Origin of the sequence: Tenacibaculum agarivorans, from assembly GCF_001936575.1 — a bacterium.
Taxonomy (GTDB): Bacteria; Bacteroidota; Bacteroidia; order Flavobacteriales; family Flavobacteriaceae; genus Polaribacter; species Polaribacter agarivorans.
The window spans coordinates 199,558-220,130 of record NZ_MSMP01000003.1 but is presented as its reverse complement, the minus strand read 5'-3'; the positions used below and the strand labels follow the sequence as shown (position 1 = coordinate 220,130).

Here is a 20,573-nt window from a genome sequence, read left to right as displayed (position 1 = left end):
TATACTATTTTAGTTATTAATTTGAGAGAAATACACATCTTCTAAACTAGCTTTCACAGGAGTAAATCCATTATCGGGATTCGTATCACTTACAATATGAATGACAGGTTTACCTAAAAATAATTTTTCATTAATCACTTTATAGGAATCCTTATATCTATTTAAATCATTTCTATGAATTACTTTTTGATATACTTTGCCTTCTAATTGATGGATCAATTCTAATGGATTTCCTTTTAACACTACTTTTCCTTTATTAATAATTGCCATATTGGTGCACAATTCTTTAATATCATCTACTATATGTGTAGAAAAAATAACAATGGTGTTTTCAGCAATTTCACTTAAAAGATTATAAAAACGATTACGTTCTTTAGGATCTAACCCTGCTGTAGGCTCATCTACAATTAGTAATTTAGGATTATTTAAAAGTGCTTGAGCTATTCCAAAACGTTGTTTCATTCCGCCAGAAAAACCATCCAAACTTTGTTTTTTAACATCGTATAAGTTTGTTTTATGCAATAAGGCATTTACAATATTAGTTCGCTCTTTTTTATTTGTAATCCCTTTTAATACAGCTAGATGATGTAACAATACTTCTGCCGACATTTTAGGATATACTCCAAACTGTTGTGGTAAATACCCTAGCAATCTTCTAACAGCGTTTTTATTGGTTTGTACTTCTAGGTCATTTAACATTATGTTTCCTTGATCAGCATCTTGTAGTGTTGCAATGGTTCTCATTAATGTTGATTTTCCTGCACCATTTGGTCCTAACAACCCAAACATTCCGTTTGACATTTCTAACGATATATTTTGGAGTGCTTTCACACCATTATCATAAGTTTTACTCAAATTATTAATAGTTAGCTGCATACGATTCTTTTTTATTTTGATATGGACAAACCTAATTATCAAGCGTTTCAATAAAAAGAAATTGGGATGTATAGCTATTAAGTAGTGATATTCTTATTGGTAAAAGGGATCAAAGATGTTTATCACATATATTAGAATGTTTATGTTACATTTTAAGTCGTTTATCAACTAATTTGTACTCTGAATTTTATTTGAGTAATATTGACCTATGAATTTGAAATTTTTGAATCGTAGAGCTGTATTTTCAATGCGTAACCTTCGTATAGCACTTGTCATTATTGGTTTAATCATTGTCTTATTTAATGATACTTTTGGAAAATTAGAGGGTTTTATCGAGTTCATTTTTATGTACTTCATTACTGTATGCATTGCTGTTTTTCATTGGGTGTTTATAAATATTAAGTTCATTATCAATCTGAAAAATGAAAAAACAAAAACAGAGTTAATGCATTTACAATCTCAGGTAAATCCACATTTTTTCTTTAATATGTTGAATAACCTATATGGATTGGTAGATAAAGACAGTGAAAAGGCTAAAAAACTGATTTTAAAACTGTCTGATATGATGCGTTATAGTATTTATGAAGGACAAAAAGAATATGTTTCATTACAACAAGAAATTGATTTTATCAGTAACTATATTGAATTACATAAAATGCGTTATCATAAAGATATTAATGTGAAATTTGATATTAATGTAGCTAATAAAGATTTAAAAATAATGCCTTTACTGTTTATTATTTTGGTGGAAAATGCTTTTAAACATGGTATTGAAGTATTAAGAAAGAATGCTTTTATTTCAATTATACTAACAGCTAAAGAAAATAGAATTACGTTAATAATTGAAAATAATTTTGATGAGGAAATACAAGGAGAAAATGGTATCGGTTTGAAAAATTTAGAAAGACGCTTAGCCTTAGCGTATCCTAAAAAACACGAGTTTACAACTTCTATACACATGAATATTTACACCTCTAAATTAACTTTACAGCTATGATTAAGTATATAATTGTTGATGACGAACATATTGCTCATGATATTATAAAGGGATATTGTGATTTATTACCTAACCTCTCGTTTGTAGAGAATTGTTATGATGCTATTGAAGCCATGCAATGCATACAAAACAATACAGTAGATCTTATATTTTTAGATTTAAATATGCCTAAACTCAAAGGTTTCGATTTTTTAAAAACACTACAAAATGCACCAAAAGTAATTGTTACAACAGCGTATCAGGAATATGCTTTAGAAGGCTATGAACTTAATATTGTTGATTACTTATTAAAACCATTTAGTTTTGAACGCTTTGTAAAAGCAATTAATAAAATTGATGATAAAACATTCACTAAAGAAGCTATTACTATTAAAAGTGAACCTAAAAGTTTGTTTTTAAAATCAAGTACAAAACATATTCAAGTTAAAACAGATGATATTTTATTTGTAGAAGCTATTGGTAATTATATTAAAGTTATAACGGTTGACAACGAGATACAAGTACGAGAAAAAATATCAGATATGTTATACGTATTACCTAATGATCAGTTTTTTCAGGTTCATAAATCATTTATTATTGCTAAAAAACATATCAATGAAATCGAAGGAAATAGAATTTTAATCCAAGATTTTATTATCCCAATTGGCAAAATGTATAAGAATAACTTGAATAGTTTATTGAAACAATAAAATACTTGAAAAACAAATATTATTTTCTTTACCTGTTATTATCTATATCTATGAATTGTTTTTATAGTAATTACTGTCTTATTCCGAACAAAGTTCAGGAAATAATATTTTTTGAATTTATATAAAAAACTATGTTCTTTAGATTTTTACATTCTGGGTTATATTAAATTATCTCTGTTATGAATTAACACTTAAAATAAGAAAAAGAGTATTATCTTTTACTTCAACAGAAGGGGATATTCCTTCAGGAAAATAATTAAATTTTACTAAGCTTGTTACATCTCCTTTGAACTCTTTTGAAGCTTGCATTAACTTTATTTTCTCTCCATTAAATCCTTTGGGATCATAATATTTACCTGCATTTATCTCTATATCTCCTCCATTAAAAGTCCCTGTATTTAAACTTAAAAATGCAGCACCTCCTTTATAATTAGGTATGGTAAATCGTAATGTACCAGTAGTTTGAATATAAGTATCAAAATTCCAGTTTCCAGAACTACCAAGCTCAACTAAACCACTTTCATTTAAAACCTCTGTAGCTTTACAACCTATTTCTTTAGTCAATGTTTCATTAGATTGATACTGATAAATGCCTCCATCTTTTAGCGTCAAAGTACCATTTATATTAACCCCATTAACAGAGCCTGGCGTTTGTATACTGTTATTACCATGAGCTATAATTCCATCAGAAGTAGTAATAGTACCACAATTATTTCCTGATGAATTTACAGAACACAATTCTCCTAATTTAATTGATTTGATAGATAGATTGGTTTCTTCTGTTACTATTACCATTCCTTCACTTACAGGAGGAAGTATAACATCATTCATTTTCCCATTAGCAGTAGTACCATCACTTGTAACATTCATAATACCTGTATAAGGTTGCGGACATGTTATAGGTTTGCTGTTATCTAATGTTCCACATACATTAGCACTTCCTATAACTTCTCCTACCTTAAACACGTGCCCTTCTGGTATAAAAAAACTACCACTATTAGAAAGGTTTGCTAATACTCCTCCAGTTAAACCAATTAAAGTAGTTCCATTACCAGAAGTAAGGTTTTTAGATGTACCTGTGCCTCCTGCATCCATAGAAAGAAATACTTTAATGCCTTCTACACTATTATCCTCTATAGTAATAAAAGCAAAACCTCCATCATTAATTTTACTATTATTAGAACTTGTCAATTGTAAACTTTCAGTAATAGTTTCTACATTTTTTGTTAGGGTAAAACTAGTTTGCACATCTATAGTAGTGGCTCCTATGCCTGAATTAATTTGTTGAATTGCAGAGTTTAACTCTTGTTCTGAATTCACTGCAACAGGTACTAATACGGCTTTTTGTGTTTGATTACTCATGTTTTTTATTTTTAAGTATTAATAGACAGATTTAACTACTTTTAAGATACACAGAAAGAAGTTTAAACTCTTATTTAATAACATAAACATCATGAAATCAATACATAAAAGACCTTAAATAAGGTATAAGTGCACTAATTTTAATTGTGCTTTTGCATTATTTTGTTAAATAAATAACACTTTTACGATTTTATCGTCTTTATTTCCTTTATGATACACGCTACAAACCCAATAATTCTTTTTAATTTAGGACACTTAATAAATACCGAATAAATACTGAACTTATGAGATCTAAGGTTACTTTGATTGTATTGTTATTACCAATATTGATGCTAGCTCAAAAAGCAGATCAATATTTTTCTTCCATGAAGTATAGAAATATTGGACCATTTCGAGGTGGACGTTCTGTGGGGGCTTCAGGAACTGTAAATAATCCACTCACCTATTATATGGGAACTACAGGTGGAGGATTGTGGAAAACAGAAGATGCTGGTCAACGCTGGAATAATATAAGTGATGGTTTTTTTAAAACAGGCTCTGTAGGAGCTGTAGCTGTTTCAGAGAGTAATCCTAATGTTGTTTATGTAGGAATGGGAGAGCACGCTATTCGTGGTGTAATGACTTCTTACGGAGATGGTGTATATAAATCTACTGATGCTGGTAAAACATGGAAACATATTGGTTTAACTAAAACAGAACAAATTTCAAGGATTGTAGTTCATCCTACAAATCCAGATATTGTATATGTTGCTGCTCAAGGTAAATATAGTTTGCCAACAAAGGAAAGAGGGGTTTATAAATCTATTGATGGGGGAAAAACATGGAAAAAGACATTATATGGTAATGAGTATTCAGGTGCTTCAGAATTGTCTATAGATATGAACAATCCACAAGTATTATATGCGGCTTTATGGCATCATCAAAGAACACCATGGAAAATGATTAGTGGTGGTTCTGGTAGTGGCTTGTATAAATCTGTAGATGCTGGAGAAACATGGACAAAATTAGAAAAAGGATTACCTAAAAAATTAGGAAAACTAGCAGTTTCAGTATGTAGAAGTAATAGTAATAAAGTATATGCTTTAATAGAAAGTGATACGCAAACAGATAAAAGTGGCTTATATGTATCGAATAATGCTGGTAAAAGCTGGTCACAAGTAAGTGGAGATAATCGATTAACTCAACGTGCATGGTATTATGCAGAAGTTTTCACTGATCCAAAAAATGATCAAATTGTGTATGTATTAAGTGCTCCTGCTTTACGCTCTTTAAATGGAGGGAAGAAATGGTCAAGAATTACTGGAACACATGGTGATTTCCATGATTTATGGATCAATCCTAATAATCCAAAGAATATGGTAATTGCGAATGACGGTGGAGCAGCTATTTCTTACAATTTTGGGAAAACCTGGTCTACTCAAAGTATCATGCCAACCGCACAATTTTACAGAATTAATGTAGATAACTTATTTCCATATAATATTTATGCGGGTCAACAAGACAATACATCTTTAAAAATTGCCAGTATGAATATGACTGGAAGTAGTATTTCTGAACGTAATTGGACTCCAGCTGCTGGTGGTGAAAGTGCATTTTTAGCGTTTGATAAAAACAATCCTAACATTACTGTAGGTGGTAGTTACTTAGGAACTATCAACGCATTGGATATGAATAGTAAGATTAGCACAAAAATAATGAGTGCGCCTATTCAATATTTAGGTAAAGCTGCTAGAGATATGAAGTATCTATACAATTGGAACGCTCCAATTATTTGGTCTCAGCACGAACCGAATACAATTTATCATGCTGCTCAATTGGTGTTAAAATCAACAGATTTGGGTAAAAACTGGACACATTTCTCTCCTGACCTAACGAGAGATATAGATGAAAAACAAGGTAAAGGTGGAGGACCATATACCAATGAAGCTGTTGGTGCAGAAAATTATGGAACGATTAGTTATTTAATAGAATCTCCTCACGAAAAAGGCGTTTTTTATTCTGGAAGTGATGATGGTTTAGTGCATGTTACTAAGGATAATGGAAAAAACTGGAAAGATATTACACCTAAAAATTTAGGAGAAACATTAGTTAATGCAATTGAAGTGTCGCCTCATAATCCTGCAGTAGTATATATTGCTACTACCAAGTATAAATTAGGTGACTACACTCCTGCCCTTTTCAAAAGTGATAACTATGGAAAAACATGGAAATCAATTAATACTGGAATTCCTAACGGAGCTCATACACGAGTTATTCGTGAAGATAAGACTAAAAAAGGATTATTATATGCAGGTACAGAGTTAGGAATTTATATTTCTTTTAATGATGGGAAAACCTGGGAACCTTTTCAAAGAAACTTACCTACCACACCTATTTTAGATTTAAAGGTGCATCGTAATGATTTAATTGTGGCTACTTCTGGAAGGTCTTTCTGGATTTTAGATAATTTATCGTTATTATCTCAATATGATGGTTCTAAGAGTGAAAAAGTAAAGGTTTACAATCCAGAGCCAATTTATTATGGTTTTTGGGGAAGTAGAATGAATGGTAATGTAGATAAATTCAAGGGAATGCAAAACTTTGTAGGAGTAAATCCTACGAATGGAATTGAATTATATTATGAACTTCCTAAGATTGACAAATCAAAACCTGTTGAATTAACAATCACAGATAGTTCTGGTAAACTTATCAATTCATATACGTCTAAAAAGGATGAAAATTATGTGCCTCATAATGGAGGTGGCGCACCGAGAGCACCTAGGTTACCTAAGAAAAAAGGATTGAATCGTTTTGTATGGAATATGCAACATAAAATTGTTCCAGGTGTTCCTAAGGTTTATATTGAAGCAAATTTCAGAGGACATAAAGTTGTTCCAGGTACATATACTATGAATTTAAAATACGATGGAAAAACATATACTACTAAAGCGATAATTAAAGAAAATCCTAAGTATACAATCACTAAAGAGGACTATAATGCTTATGATTTGATTATGAGCCAACTTGAAGCTAGTGCGACAGAAATGCATACTAAAGTTAATTTATTGAGTGCCATGTCTAAAGATATCAAAGAAGCTCTAAAACAATTGAAAAAACAAAATAAAGAAACTGCATTAATTGAAAAAGGGAAAGCACTTTTAAAAGAGATAAAAGTATGGGATGAGCAAATGGTACAACGCAGATCACAAGCTTATGATGATGTAGAAAATTTTGAGAATAAATTTACCGCGGAGTATTTGTTCCTAATGAACCAAACGAATAGTAGTTTACCCAAAGTTACACAAGCGTCAATAGATAGAAAAGCTGAATTGGATAAACAGTGGATAAGCTTAAAAGCAACAGCAGAAAATTTGATCAACATTAAGATTCCTAATTACAATAAACAACTATGGAATGCTGGAATTGGAGCTATTAAGACAAAATAGATAAATAATTCTTTTATTGGCACCGCCAAAGGGTATAATACCCCGAGACTTGTCTCGAAATAAAAATGGTTAGTCAATTATAAATACCTCTTAGGCTTGCCCCGAGGAAATTTACTTATTATTTAGAAATAAAAAAATCGAAGATTTGTTGATTAAAACAGATCTTCGATTTTCTTTTTTGAGATAGTTTTAAATAATTTAAAGACTTTTCTTCGTTACTTTTACATTTCCTTTGTTCATATTGAATGAACGCAGTACTACACTTGTTATATATCCTCCTGTGTCAGGGAATTCAACTGTAACAATATTATTTTCTTTTATTAAATTATGAGGAACTTTAATTTCTAACATTCCAAAAAAGGAAGCTTTATCAGTTTGTGCATCTCCACGAAGATCTCTAGGTACGCTTAATAATTCCTCGTTGATTTTAACCTTCGGTTGTAAAGATAAACCATGATCTCTTCCCAATCCTAATTTCAACAATGCAGCGCCATTCATTCCTTTATTTATGCTATTAATGTCAAAATGAATAGCGGTATTCTTTGTTATCTTTTTTTTGTATTCAGTAGCATAATTTCTTGTTTCTGTTGATGTAAATTCAATATCTGGAGTATTCTTAGTCTCATAAACTAAAATTCTAGTACCAAATCCTCCTATTTTTAGTTTTTTGGGTAAGTTTTTATAGGTATTGGTATCTAATTTAAAATCTGAGTTTTTATAATGAAAATGTCTCGATGTTATATTTGAAATCTCATTTTTTAAAAGACCTAATTCTTTTACATTTACGGTTACAGCTTTATTATCAATATTGTTTAGAATTAGATAGGTTTTATTTCCATCACTATAAGCATCTACTTGTAAATCTAGATCAGTAGATGTTGTTACTTTTCTAGTCCCATTTACACCTTTCCATAATTCATAGAACTTTATATATTCTGAAAATACATCTTGTTTATTAATAGGAAGATCTAATCTAAAAATATTCCATTCAGGTGTCCAAATAGCCATGATATATGGAATAGCTTTTTCTATCATATCTGTTCGGTCCATAAATTGCATCATCATAGCATTCATAGAACTTGTGAATAGCCAATCATGAATGTCACTTCTTGTACCACTATTTTCATAACAATGAGATCTACCTCCATATTCTGTTATTAAGAAAGGTTTTTCTTTTCCTAAAGTCAAATGACTGTAATGTGAAAGTAAATCCATGAAAGCCTCTAAATTCCCTCCCATACGATAGGTCTTTTTAGTTCCTAAACAGTGTTTATCATATAAATGAAATGAAAAATAATCCATATCTGCTCCATTGTCATCAATAAAGGTTTTCCAACGTGTTTCCCAATTGAAAAAATCTCTAGATTCTGGATCTGGCCATGCTTCTGCAAATCCTCCAACTTTAGTACCTGGTAATTGTCTATGAATTTCTTTAGCAGCTTCTTTATGGAAAGTGAAAATTTCACTTAAAATTACTTTTTCTTCTTCCTTATTTGGACCTCCACCTTTCCAAACTATATACTGATCAATTTGTTCCCATAAAGGTTCGTTAAGTAGTTCAATATATTTAGCTCTAGGTAGTCCGTTTATTCCTCCCGTTCCATTTACATTACGTAAATAATCACATACATATGCCCCATAATTTTTACCTGCTAAAGCATGATTGTCTTTTGCTGCTGATACAAATACATCATATAAGCTGTATTGTCCTGCTAATACCAATTCTTGAGCTTTTTCAAGTTGATGAGCAAAGTGATTTTGTTTATAGTAGGTATTATAATCTTGTAACCCCTTGATATGTTTTTCAGGATATAAAGGACCAAAATTAGTTAATGTTCCAGCTTCTCTACCGTAATAAACTTCTAAGTCATTGATTAGATATTCCATTAATTTTTGTTGACCAGCTGTTAATTCTTCGTGATTAGCAGAATGAATGGTGATAAATTTAGATCTTTCAAATGTATCTACTGTACCTACTACATGTTTATGACTAAAATCAAGAGTTACTTCTATAGATTGTGAATACAGAAAGTTAATTATAAGTAAATTGATTAAAAGCAGTATGTTTTTTTTCATTATTGATGATTTTACATTGTAAATTTTATGTATTTCATAAATAAACAAGATTTAACCTAAAAAACATGAATTGTTAACATGATAAAAACTGAACAAACCTATTTAATTCGATGTAATACTCATTAAATAAATGCTCTAAATCATTTTAGTATCTATTAAACACAAAAAAAGTGATTGTAGACATACAATCACTTTAATTTTTTATACCAATACTAGTACTAATTTTTGATTAATCCTTGCCCTTCTATCCAAGGAGCTCCAGCTTCTTTTAAACGTCTTTCAATAGCAGGTAATTCGTTAATAGTAATAGTGTTTAGTTTACTTTTAACCGATTTCAACTGATTTTTTACACGTTGTAATAGCGCTTTATGTGTGCCAGTTGGTCCATAAGTACTAGTAAATCCAGCCCATCCAAGACGTCCACCATCATTAGCAGTTGGATTTGATTTTTCTCCAACTTCATTTTTAACAGCATCACCTCTTAACTCTTTTTGAATAGCTAATAGTCGTAATCTAGCTGTATTAATATCTTTTATCAGTGCATCATTAGGTGCTATTGTTTTATCAGCAGCTCTTTTCATTGCTCCAACTTTTTTAAGTTGCTGGTCCATCATCATATTTGTAGCTGTCAAATCTTGTTGAAAAGCAACAAAACTCTCTCTAAACTGATTCATTTCATCAAAAGACTTTCTTGGTAAAGCACCATCATACATAGGAACTACTTTAAATTCTTCAGGTCCTTGGAGTACTGTAGTAACTCCATCTACACGTTTAACTAAAGTAGCTGTATATGTTCCAGGAGTGACCAACATACCTCCACCTCCGCCGAAACCACTGCGTTTTCTAGGCGTTAACCTTTCTCCTCTTTTGTCTGGATAATCTAATTTCCAATTTACCCTATTGAACCCTTTTTTATTGGTTCCTTTAACAGTATTTACTATATTTCCTTTAGTATCTTTTATAATCAACAAAATAGCAGGAGACTCTTGGTTTTTCTCCTTTTCAATAGCTTCCCAACCTGGAAAATCTGTATTTGTTTTTTCTTTTTCTTTACGTACATCTTTTAATGATTTCACTTTATCGGCCATAAAGTACGTAAATCGTGCTCCAAATGGTGCATTTGGTGCTTTATATTCAGCATCTCCTTGACTCCCAACTCTACTCCATTCTCTATACCAATATGCATCTTTGATAGGGAATAACGTAGCTTCTTTAGATAACATTGATGTAGTAAAGTTACGTAATGGTGTAATGTCATCTAATACAAAGAAACCTCTTCCAAAAGAAGCGCCAACTAAATCATTTTCTCTTCTTTGTATGGTAATGTCTCTAAATGGTATAGTAGGAACTCCTCCTTTTAATTGTATCCAGTTTTTACCACCATTATTTGTGAAATATATACCATATTCTGTGGCAGCAAATAATAAGTTTTTATTGACATGATCTTGAACTAATCTCCAAATTAAAAGACGATCAGGTAAATCGCCACTAATTATAGACCAACTTCTTCCTTTGTCTGTACTTTTAAGTATATAAGGTTTATAATCGCCATATTTATGATTATCAACTGCTGCATAAACAGTATTAGCATCAAATAAATCTGTACGAACATCATTTACAAAAGGAACAAAACCAAGTCCCTTAACAGTGTTTAATGAAGATTTTCTCCATGTTGTACCACCATCCTCAGTAGTTTGGATAATTCCATCATCTGTACCTGCATACACTAAACCTTCTTGTTTAGGTGATTCTGCTAATGATGTAATCGTATTGTAATTAGACATGGCATATACATCCCATGCATTGTCCCAACTTTGTTGTTTTCCATAGAAAGGCAATGTAATACGATCTTGATTTAGTGTTAAATCCTTAGAAATAGGAGTCCAATCATCTCCTCTATTTTCTGATTTCCACACACGTTGTGATGCAAAATATAAACGCTTTGGATTGTGAGGACTCACTAAAATAGGCGCATCCCAGTTGAAACGCTCAAAAGGATCTCCTTCCATAGCTTGTGGCTGAATAAACACAATTTCCTTAGTAGTTTGGTCAATTCGCCATAGTGCTCCTTGTTGGAACTCTCCATATGTAATATTTGGATTACCAGGTTCTATAGCAGATTGATGTCCATCTGCACCTAATGTTTTCCACCAATCAGAATTAGTAATTCCATCAGAATACATAGTTTGAGAAGGTCCACCGTGCGATCCATTATCTTGCGTTCCTCCATAAATTTTATAAAATGGTTTAGAATCATCTACAGCTAATTTAAAATACTGTGTAATGGGTAAGTTCCTAATAAACTTCCAACTCTTAGTTAAATCGAAACTTTCATATAAACCCCCGTCTGTTCCAAATAATACATAATTTGGATCTGAAGCTTTAAATGCCATTGCATGACTATCAACATGCTTATTTTTCTCGTTCATGGTATAGAATGTCTTACCATGATCGTCTGAAATCTGTACATAATTGTTCATTAAAAACAATTTACCTTCATGATGAGGAGATGCATATAATTCTTGATAGTAATGTGGTCCAGTACCTCCAGAAACAGCATTAGATTGTTTTTTCCAAGATGCTCCCCTATTTGTAGACATAAATACGCCTCCTTTTCTTCTATCCAACTCAATAGCAGCATAAATTACATCTGGATTGAATGGTGAAATTGCTAAACCTATTTTACCTAAGTTCGAGCTAGGAATTCCTTTTTTTAAGGATGTCCATGTTTCACCACCGTCAGTACTTTTATGAATTCCTGAACCCGGTCCTCCACCTAAGTATCCTGCAACAGTACGATGACGTTGCCAAGTAGCTGCATATAAAACATCTGCATTTCTAGGATCCATAACTAAATCAGTAGCTCCTATCCATTTGTTATCTCCTAGAGTTCTTTTCCAAGACTTTCCTCCATCTGTAGATTTATATACACCTCTTTCTCCTCCAGAAGTCCATAATGGGCCTTGTGAAACTGCCCAAATAATATTAGAATCTTCCGGATGAACTATAATTTTAGAAAGATGCTCTGATTTTTTTAAACCCATATTTTTCCAACTCGCACCATCATCATGGCTTACGTAGATACCATCACCAAAAGCTACGTGACGCCCTCCTACATTTTCTCCTGTACCTACCCAAATCGTATGTGGATTATTAGGATCTATAGCTACACAACCTATAGAAAATGTTGTTTTTTTATCAAAAATAGGCTTCCATGTAGTTCCTGAATTGGTTGTTTTCCATACCCCACCAGATCCTACAGCAACATACCAAATGTTTTCATTGGTAGGATGAATCGCAATGTCTGCAATTCTTCCTGAAGTAAAAGCGGGTCCGATGTTTCTAAGTTTTAAACCTGCAAAGGTTTTACTATCCGTTTTTTGAGCTTGTAGTGGAATTATTAAGAGCATTAATCCCAATGCAAATAATAATTTTGAAAATGAATTCATGTTTTAAGATTTATATGTATTTAGTTAAGTTGAATAATTTCCTGTTATTGGTTTTCAAATTTCTAATTCACAATAAATGATTTCTTTCTCTCTTACATTTTATCATTATCATATAATACAAAGCATTTTATTCTCCTTAGTACGCTTTTTAATTATAAACTTTCATTAGCTACATGAAATTATCAGAAGATAATTCTTGAATGAGTTTCTGAATCATTTGTTTTCCCTTTTCTAATTGTTCTTTAGTAATAAATTCATTAGCTCTATGTGCTTGAGCAATAGATCCTGGTCCGCAGATAACAGATTGAAAACCTTCATTAGCGAACTGACCAGCTTCCGAAGCATAAGCAACTGTATTTAATTTTGATTTACCACAAATTCTTTTGATAAAGTCAACCACATCTGCATTATCTTTAGTATCTAAATGTGGAACAGCTGGATGATTTTCAATGGACTTAATACTAAAACCTGGGAATGTTTTTCTTAATTGATCCTCTCGTTCACTACAATAGTTTTCAAACTCAGCAACTATAGCCGTTACATCGTCCATAGGTATAGTACGTAAATCCCAATAAAAATGGGCTTTGTCTGCAATGATATTAGGAGCAATTCCGCCACTTACTTGCCCAATGTGTATAGTAGAATGTGGTGGATGAAAACGATCATCAAATTGCTTATCAGCAATTAATTGATTCATTTTATTTTCCAACCAAAGAATCAAACGCATAGATTCATGAATAGCACTAACCTCTTGTTTTATTCGACTACTATGTCCTTCAGAACCATTTACATAAGTTTCTAAAATGTGGATTCCTTTTTGTCCAACAATAGGTTCCATTAAAGAAGGCTCCCCAATTATGGCATATTTTGGTGTTTCTGTATAAAAGCTTTTGATAGTTTGCGCTAATTCAGTTCCTGCTAAACAACCTATTTCTTCATCATAAGAAAACGCAAAATAAATAGGCTTTTTTAAGTCAGCTTTTATCATTTCAGGTAATACAGCTAAACAACACGCTACAAAACCTTTCATATCACAAGAACCTCTTCCATATAATTTTCCGTCGTTTTTATCGGTCAATATAAAAGGATCTGTATCCCATTTTTGTCCAGCAACAGGTACCACATCTGTATGACCTGAAAGAATTACACCACCATCAATTTCTGGTCCGATTCTACAATGTAAAGAAGCTTTGTTTCCTTCTGCATTAGGAACCAAATTTGTTTGTATTCCATACGATTCAATATATTCTTTTATCCAATGGATGATAGTTAAGTTACTTTCACCACCTAACACTGGGAATGCGACAAGTTTTTCAAGAATATTTTCTACGGTCATTTTAATTGTAATTTATAGTTACTGCTATAATCAATGTTAAAAAAGATATAGCTACAATACTTAATAAAACTGGGAATATGAATCTTAACCATCTATCTATAGGTACACGACACATACTTAACATTGCTATTAATCCTCCTAAAGTAGGATTAATAAGGTTTGAAACACCATCACCTATTTGAAAGGCCAGAATAGTAATTTGCCTTGTTAAACCAAGTGATTCCCCTAAAGGAAGCATTACAGGTAGTGTGGCTAAGGCTTGTCCGCTTCCAGATGGTATAAAAAAGTTAATTACAGATTGTGAAATTGACATACAAATAGCTGATGCATGTAATGGTAAACCTTGTAATATGGTTGACAGTTGATGTGAAATAGTATCTCCAATATTTCCCATTTCCATTAATACTTTAATAGAAGTAGCAAAACCAACCATAAATGCACCTGGTGCTGCTAAACTTACTGATTTTAATACTGTTTCACTCATTTTAGTGGCACTCATATTGGACACTAAACCAGAAAGTAATGCAATCATTAAAAATATGGCTGACAACTCATTGATGTACCAATTTAGATTAAAAACACCATATAAAATTATCGCAAGTCCTAGGAAAAAAATAGAAATGACTATCCAATTTCTGATTGTTAAGCGATATGTTTCTATAGGTTGGGATAACGATAATTCACTAACGTCAAGATCTTTTCCCAGACTCTTGGTGGGATCTAAAGTAATTTTCTTAAAGTAACGCACATTATAGAATGCCATAATAGATAAAGCTGCAAAGCAAAGTAAACTACGGAGTAAAGCACCTGAAAACATTGGCAATTCTGCCAGTTTATGTCCAGTACCTACCGTATAAGGATTGATTGGTGATAGTCCAAAACCAACGGTCATTGCTCCAACAGATATACCTGTGGCTAAAATTAAATCGCCTCCTAAAGCAAGGCTTAATACTGCAGCTATTGGTACCATAGCTATATTATTTTCATATCCTACAGCAATACCAAGAATCCCATAGATGAAAGTCATAATAACAATGATGAGATATTTATTTCTTAACCCTAATTTTTTAACGAGTGTACCTACAGCATTTTCAACAGCTTTAGTTTTATCCATAAAGCCGAACATAATTCCTCCTGCCAGTACAATAAAAATGATTTCTACAGCAGCTTTAAAACCTAAAGGAATAGCTTTAAACATGTCTAATATTCCAATAGGAGTTGATATAATGGTTCGATAAGAATTTGGAATAACTGTCTTTCTCCCATTCACTAATACGCGTTCATACATTCCAGCAGGTAATATATAAGTTAACAGCGAAACAAAAATGATAATACCAAATAACATGGTAATTGCATGTGGAATATGACTAAAAAAGGATGATCTAGTTTTTGATGTATGACTCATTTGTTGATTCGAGGATGACAGAAAATACTATAAATAGCACTATTTATAGTTAACTTTAATAAAAAACTAAATATACCACTATTGTATATAACTGATAAGTAATCCTTTTTTTTAGTAATTTTTTAACATATGTAATAGGATTTAACTGGTGTTTTGATAGGTTTTGTTGAAAAAAACCGAATCAAAATATTTGTTTTAAAAAACTAAGTCCGTTTGTATCCAGACGAACATCTTTAAGTTGTATTTACACGAATTAACTTCTTGTTTTTATCATATTTGGATAAATAATTTTTTAACCAAAATACTATTAATTATGAGTACACTAGAAATGCTTAAAAGGTATGAATTAGAAAAATCTTCTTTGAAAAGAATAAATGGAGGCTTAAGAGGCTGTGGATATTATAGAAGAAAATGTATACAAACTGCTAAATTACATGGCAATGATTTTCTTATAGATGATTGTAAAGCTTTGTGTGATTAGAGTTTTTATTAGAATTAATACAACATTTAATTAGCTATTGATTTGAGAATAAGGTATTGAAAAAATCAATACCTTATTTTTGATTAAAATTTATCAATCCATGAGAAATATTTTTCTTGAATTGCTTTTTTGTTTAAAGCAATATAATCTATAAAAGCTTTGGCCACAGGTGTTAGCTTCTTATCTTTTCTCCATATAATATTCCATTCTGTTTCTATAGGCAAGCCAGGATAAGGTATAATTGAAATTTCTTGATGTTTTAATGCATTTTTAATTCCAATTAAAGGCATTATTGAATATCCCATACCTGCAATTACAGCTTGTTTTAATGCTTCATTAGAAGTTAGCTCTATTTTTTTTGAAGTAGGATATTTCTTCTTATCCATAAAGTTTTCCATAGCATTTCTTGTGGCAGATCCCTTTTCTCTAAATAGCAAAGGCTCGTCAGTAAAAATTAATGATTTTTTCCCCTTTCGCTGCTCAACTCTTTCTTTTCCTCCTACTAGGTATAAACTATTTTTAAGTAAAGGAATCGCTTTTAAGTCGATATGTGTTGGCAATACAGAAACTAAAGCAAAATCTACTTCATTATTCTCTAAATGACTAATTACTTTTTGTTTATTAGTAACATCCATTGAAAAGTCAATCGCAGGATGTTCATCTAGAAATTGAGCTAGATAATAAGGCATTACATATTTCCCTGTGGATACTATAGATAGTTTTAAGACTCCTGCTAATTTACCTTGGAATGCATGTGTTTTATGATTTATAGTATCTACTTCTATTAAAATTCTCTTGGCAGTTTCAGCTATTTCTAGGCCAAAATCTGTTACATACAACTTCTTCCCTACTACTTCTGTCAACGGTATTGGAAATTGATCTTGAAAATTTTTTAATTGTATAGACACCGCAGGCTGCGTTAAATGGAGTGCCTCAGAAGCTCTGGTAATACTCTTTTTTTCAACTATTTCTATAAAAACACGTAATTGATGTAATGTATAATTCATAATCTAACCTGATTGACATCTCAAATTTAATCATTTATTATTATTTATGATTAAAATTTCATGCATAAATAAAATCTTATTATTAAGATTTTATTTATTAAACCGCCATTTTTCTAGTGTCAACTACTTTTTATAAAATATGTTTATGATTATTAAATAATATATATATAATAATAAATGAAATAAAAGTATGAATTTTACCCCATCGATTAAAAATATAGTATCTAAAATTAAAATTTATGGAAGCTACAAAAACACAAAAGTTAACTCAGAACTTGAAGCTAGTTGAAGGAAGCTTTACTCCATCACAAGCAGCTGAAGTGATTAAAAACCTTATTAATACAAAAATGAATTATCATAAACTACACCGATTAATTGTTTTAGAAGGAAACCATAATGATGAAACCATTTTTGATAGTAGCAGGATTAAAGAATTAGAAGCAGAAAAAAATAATTTATCAAAAATGATTCAATACGCTTTAGAAAATAATAAAAAGTTAAAGCTCAACGGAACTATAACTGTAGAATACACTGATCAATAAATTTATCAAATGGATATTCACTTATTAATAGATAATTTAACAAATCCAGCACTTTTATTTTTCTTTTTAGGAATTTTAGCATCTCAAGTAAAAAGTGATTTAGAAATACCTAAAAATTCATCTAAGTTTATTTCCTTGTATTTGTTGCTGTCTATTGGATTTAAAGGGGGGCAAGAATTAGCACATAGTACTTTTACTTCTGAGATTTATGGAGGTATTTTTATGGGGTTTCTATTGGCTATTTTTGTGCCTTTTTATACATTTTTTATTCTTAGGAAAAAATTCTCTACAGAAAACGCAGGTGCAATAGCAGCAGCCTATGGGTCTGTTAGTGCTGTAACTTTTATTACCTCCGTCAGCTTTTTAGAGATGGAAAATATAAACTATGGTGGACATATGGTAGCTGTTATGGCTCTTATGGAAGCACCATCAATAATCATAGGGGTATTATTAATGCAAATATTTTCAAATGGCAAAAAATCTACTAAAGAGTTAGTTGGATTAGTAAAACATGCTGTAACTAATGGTAGTGTTTTACTAATCATAGGTAGTCTTTTCATTGGATATTTCACTAGTGATGTACAAGCTGCTGGTATAAAACCTTTTACAACTGATATTTTTAAAGGCTTTTTAGCAGTGTTTTTATTAGATATGGGAATTACTAGTGGAAGAAAAATAAAGCCTTTATTAAAAAAAGGAAAGTTTGCCTTTTTATTTTCTATTGTCATACCGTGTTTAAATGGACTATTAGTTGCTTACGTTTCAGGAATATGGTTAGAAGAATTAGGAAATAGATTTTTGATAGCTATTCTTGCTGCTAGTGCTTCTTATATAGCTGTTCCAGCTGCAATGCGAATAGCTGCACCGAAAGCTAACCCAGGTTTGTACCTCCCTATGGCCTTGGCAATAACGTTTCCTTTTAATATTACTTTCGGAATGCCTATTTATATGTATGTGGTTCAACATACTTTTTAAATGAAAATATAACTTTTTTCATTGTTATTCTTTTCTATATTTCTCTCTGAAGGTCTAGTTTATTAACTAGGCCTTTTTTTCATATACTAAATAAAAAAACTTCTGAAAATCAGAAGTTTTAATGTGTAGTAACTAATTGTAATTTTTAGTTTTAAAAGTAGATCATCCGATCTACTTAGAATACAACTAAATTAACTAGCGTAATGCTAAATTGTTAAAGGTTTCCCTTTTAATCTTGATTCTATTTTTCTTTTTTTAACTGTGATTCTTTTCATGATATCCATTAATTTAGAATCTTTAGTTTTTTTGTAGATTTCATTTATAGCCAATACTAATCTCTTAGCTTCTCTAGATGCTACCACCCTGTCACTAGTGGACATGTTTTTCATTTTTGCTTGCTCAAATGCTAATGCTTCGTTTATAATATCCATAATAACCTGTTTTGTTTAAGTTATAATAAAAATATATAAACAAAATGTTTTTTAAAATAGTTATGAATTCATTTAACATAATTTTATAAGTCTAAAAATCAGTTGCAAACTTCACCATGATTTATAGCATGAAAACTAACTTAAAAAACGATTACAAAATTAATATTGCTCTAACAAATATGTAATTAAATCAGTAGTTGTAACTATACCAACTAGATCATTATTCTCTACAACAGGTAAGGCATGGAATTCTCTTTCAGCTAAAATTTCAGCTACTTCTCTGATTGTACTGTTTGCTTGTACTGTAACTACATTTTGTGTCATTACTTGCTCTATTGTAAAAATACTATTCAATACAATATCAAATTCGGTTTCATATTCTTGGATAGTTTCTGCATAACTCACTCTTAATAAATCTGTATGACTTAGCATACCTATAATTTCTTGTCCTTGTACAATTGGGATGTGTCGAATTTGATGTGTTTTAAAAAGTTCTTCCGCAGTAGTTAAATCGTCTTTTGAATTTAATGTAACTAAGTTTTCACTCATTATTTTTGATACAGGTTCTCTTTTTTTCATGATATATTAATTTATTTATTGTTTTTTATGTGAAATTTGTTCTTCTATTCAGGTATTACTAGAAAAGGAATTTTAGTATGATACCCAAGTTTATTGATTACAGGTTCATTCATCCAGTTATAGAAATCATCATGTTGATACTTTATCATGGCTAACAAATCAAAATCTTGTACTTCATCAATATATTCTAGGATATGTTTTTCAGTAGATTTAGTTTTGCTAATAAAGCTAACATTGTATTCTGTATTTTGTAATCCTTTTTCAAGTACTTGAATATTATTACGTTCTGTTATAGTGTAGGGTTCTAAATTGTCAACATGAATAGTTTCAACTTCTCCATCATGTAATTCACAGAATTCTTTTAAAGTAGCTAGTGATCGTTTTGTATATCCATTTTTAAAATCGGTGGCAAAAGCAATTCGGTCTAATGTAAATTTATCAATGGCTAATGGTACGATTAATAAAGGAGTATTTTGAATTGATTTAAGCACTTTTACAGTATTGCTTCCAAAAAGCTTTTCCTTTAATCCTGAAGTTCCTTTAGTTCCCATAACTACAAGGTCTATTTTCTTATTTTGAATTGTTTTATGAATAGTTTCTATTAAAGGTTTAGAAAAAATCAATGTCTCAAACGAATGTGCCTCCTCCTCAGAAATAATTGATACACTAACTAAAATCTCATTCATTTGGTTTTGAGCAGCAGTTAGTTTTTCATTGTACAACAACTTTCCTTTTACAGTATTCAGCCTACTTGTAAAAATTGGAGTATTTACTTCAAACGTATGTAGAATATGAAATGTACAAGGTTCATTTTTAAATAGTTTTATAGTATAAAATAAAGCTTCATGTGCATTTTTAGAAAAATCTGTAGGTATTAATATGTTTCTCATCACTATTGAAATTTTATAGGATAAAACTAGGGTTAATACAGCTGTTTTACTAT

16 protein-coding genes are annotated in these 20,573 nt (G+C 30.8%); 6 read left to right on the top strand and 10 right to left on the bottom strand.

The genetic code is table 11. From position 1 onward, the window contains the following. Positions 1 to 9: 9 nt before the first annotated feature. Positions 10 to 876, bottom strand: a complete 867-nt coding sequence (locus tag BVC87_RS03730; protein ID WP_075341004.1) for an ABC transporter ATP-binding protein — start codon at positions 874 to 876, stop codon at positions 10 to 12. A 208-nt stretch (positions 877 to 1,084) separates the two neighbouring features. Here BVC87_RS03730 and BVC87_RS03725 point away from each other — a divergent pair, with 208 nt between their 5' ends. Next, the gene (locus BVC87_RS03725) at positions 1,085 to 1,873 is read left to right on the top strand and encodes a sensor histidine kinase (protein ID WP_075341003.1); all 789 of its coding nucleotides are present in this window, start codon (positions 1,085 to 1,087) and stop codon (positions 1,871 to 1,873) included. Next, positions 1,870 to 2,562 (top strand): LytR/AlgR family response regulator transcription factor, encoded by a 693-nt coding sequence (locus BVC87_RS03720; RefSeq protein ID WP_075341002.1) that lies wholly within the window; start codon positions 1,870 to 1,872, stop codon positions 2,560 to 2,562. Before BVC87_RS03725 ends, BVC87_RS03720 begins: the two co-directional genes overlap by 4 nt. Before the next feature lie 177 nt (positions 2,563 to 2,739). On the opposite strand, the gene BVC87_RS03715 is transcribed toward BVC87_RS03720, so the two are convergent. Next, positions 2,740 to 3,924 carry a hypothetical protein gene (locus BVC87_RS03715; protein ID WP_075341001.1) on the bottom strand — a complete coding sequence of 395 codons (1,185 nt, stop codon included), beginning with the start codon at positions 3,922 to 3,924 and terminating at the stop codon, positions 2,740 to 2,742. A gap of 284 nt (positions 3,925 to 4,208) precedes the next feature. Here BVC87_RS03715 and BVC87_RS03710 point away from each other — a divergent pair, with 284 nt between their 5' ends. Further along, positions 4,209 to 7,349 (top strand): VPS10 domain-containing protein, encoded by a 3,141-nt coding sequence (locus BVC87_RS03710; protein WP_075341000.1) that lies wholly within the window; start codon positions 4,209 to 4,211, stop codon positions 7,347 to 7,349. 198 nt (positions 7,350 to 7,547) lie between these two features. On the opposite strand, the gene BVC87_RS03705 is transcribed toward BVC87_RS03710, so the two are convergent. From BVC87_RS03705 to BVC87_RS03690, 4 genes are all read right to left on the bottom strand, one after another. Then, positions 7,548 to 9,425, bottom strand: coding sequence for a hypothetical protein (locus BVC87_RS03705; protein ID WP_075340999.1), 1,878 nt, complete (start codon positions 9,423 to 9,425; stop codon positions 7,548 to 7,550). A 218-nt stretch (positions 9,426 to 9,643) separates the two neighbouring features. Beyond that, on the bottom strand, positions 9,644 to 12,874 hold the full coding sequence (locus BVC87_RS03700) for a WD40/YVTN/BNR-like repeat-containing protein (RefSeq protein WP_075340998.1): 3,231 nt from the start codon (positions 12,872 to 12,874) through the stop codon (positions 9,644 to 9,646). Positions 12,875 to 13,043: 169 nt separating this feature from the next. Further along, positions 13,044 to 14,210: an acetylornithine deacetylase gene (argE, locus tag BVC87_RS03695; RefSeq protein WP_075340997.1), complete on the bottom strand. Its 1,167-nt coding sequence runs from the start codon at positions 14,208 to 14,210 to the stop codon at positions 13,044 to 13,046. Position 14,211: 1 nt separating this feature from the next. Further along, positions 14,212 to 15,615 (bottom strand): YfcC family protein, encoded by a 1,404-nt coding sequence (locus tag BVC87_RS03690; RefSeq protein WP_075340996.1) that lies wholly within the window; start codon positions 15,613 to 15,615, stop codon positions 14,212 to 14,214. Between the two features lie 313 nt (positions 15,616 to 15,928). On the opposite strand from BVC87_RS03690, the gene BVC87_RS23325 reads away from it, so the two are divergent. Continuing rightward, positions 15,929 to 16,096 carry a hypothetical protein gene (locus BVC87_RS23325; RefSeq protein ID WP_159439311.1) on the top strand — a complete coding sequence of 56 codons (168 nt, stop codon included), beginning with the start codon at positions 15,929 to 15,931 and terminating at the stop codon, positions 16,094 to 16,096. A gap of 83 nt (positions 16,097 to 16,179) precedes the next feature. Here the strand turns inward: BVC87_RS23325 and BVC87_RS03680 are convergent, their stop codons facing one another. Next, positions 16,180 to 17,103, bottom strand: coding sequence for a LysR family transcriptional regulator (locus tag BVC87_RS03680; protein ID WP_075340994.1), 924 nt, complete (start codon positions 17,101 to 17,103; stop codon positions 16,180 to 16,182). Between the two features lie 239 nt (positions 17,104 to 17,342). On the opposite strand from BVC87_RS03680, the gene BVC87_RS03675 reads away from it, so the two are divergent. Together BVC87_RS03675 and BVC87_RS03670 are read left to right on the top strand one after the other, a co-directional pair. Continuing rightward, entirely contained in the window at positions 17,343 to 17,645 is a 303-nt protein-coding gene (locus BVC87_RS03675; protein ID WP_075340993.1) for a hypothetical protein, read from the top strand. 9 nt (positions 17,646 to 17,654) lie between these two features. Further along, positions 17,655 to 18,620 carry a sodium-dependent bicarbonate transport family permease gene (locus BVC87_RS03670; RefSeq protein WP_075340992.1) on the top strand — a complete coding sequence of 322 codons (966 nt, stop codon included), beginning with the start codon at positions 17,655 to 17,657 and terminating at the stop codon, positions 18,618 to 18,620. Positions 18,621 to 18,826: 206 nt separating this feature from the next. On the opposite strand, the gene BVC87_RS03665 is transcribed toward BVC87_RS03670, so the two are convergent. The 3 genes from BVC87_RS03665 to BVC87_RS03655 all read right to left on the bottom strand — a co-directional run bounded on the left by BVC87_RS03665 (position 18,827) and on the right by BVC87_RS03655 (position 20,520). After that, positions 18,827 to 19,051: a hypothetical protein gene (locus BVC87_RS03665; RefSeq protein ID WP_075340991.1), complete on the bottom strand. Its 225-nt coding sequence runs from the start codon at positions 19,049 to 19,051 to the stop codon at positions 18,827 to 18,829. 159 nt (positions 19,052 to 19,210) lie between these two features. Then, positions 19,211 to 19,630 carry a CBS domain-containing protein gene (locus BVC87_RS03660; protein ID WP_075340990.1) on the bottom strand — a complete coding sequence of 140 codons (420 nt, stop codon included), beginning with the start codon at positions 19,628 to 19,630 and terminating at the stop codon, positions 19,211 to 19,213. A gap of 44 nt (positions 19,631 to 19,674) precedes the next feature. Further along, a complete protein-coding gene (locus BVC87_RS03655; protein WP_075340989.1) occupies positions 19,675 to 20,520 on the bottom strand; it encodes a universal stress protein in 846 nt (281 codons plus the stop codon). Positions 20,521 to 20,573: the final 53 nt, after the last annotated feature.